The following is a 462-nucleotide window of genomic DNA, read 5'->3' as shown; positions in this document are numbered from 1 at the left end:
GCCCTTGCACGGGGGCGACCACTTCATGAAGTACGGCGCGCGGGGCCCGAAGAAGGCGCGCAGCTCGCGCGGGCGCATGCGACCGATGTCGGCGCACAGAGCACGGGCGCCGGTGAGCTTGGTGAAGGTGTCGCAGCGCTCTTGCTCGAAGTCGATGCCGCCGACGTTGCGGACGATGGCACGGTGGCCGTCCACCTCTACCTGGGCGCAATCGGCACCGAAGGCGCCGACGCCCGCCCCGGAGAAGAGATAGCCGATGGTGAACTCGTGCTGACGGATGCAGCTCATGGACGGCTCCGGGTGAGGTGGGCCACGGCGCGCAGCACTGCGGCGAGGGTGGCGACGACGGCGCCAGCCGCGAGCGCGGCGGCATGGGAGGCGTGAGGCTCGACGCGGGCGAAGCAGACGCCCGTGCAGGTGCAGCACAGCGCCAGGGCGACGAGCCCGAGGGTGCGGGAGCGG

General features: G+C 72.1%; 1 protein-coding gene. It reads right to left on the bottom strand.

The features are described from left to right. A partial coding sequence (locus tag D7Y04_RS42620) for a hypothetical protein (protein WP_233601856.1) occupies positions 1 to 288 on the bottom strand: 288 nt, incomplete at its 3' end. Positions 289 to 462 lie beyond the last annotated feature (174 nt).

Source organism: Corallococcus sp. AB038B, from assembly GCF_003668955.1.
GTDB classification, from domain to species: domain Bacteria; phylum Myxococcota; class Myxococcia; order Myxococcales; family Myxococcaceae; genus Corallococcus; species Corallococcus exiguus.
This window is presented reverse-complemented; position numbering and strand designations above follow the sequence as displayed.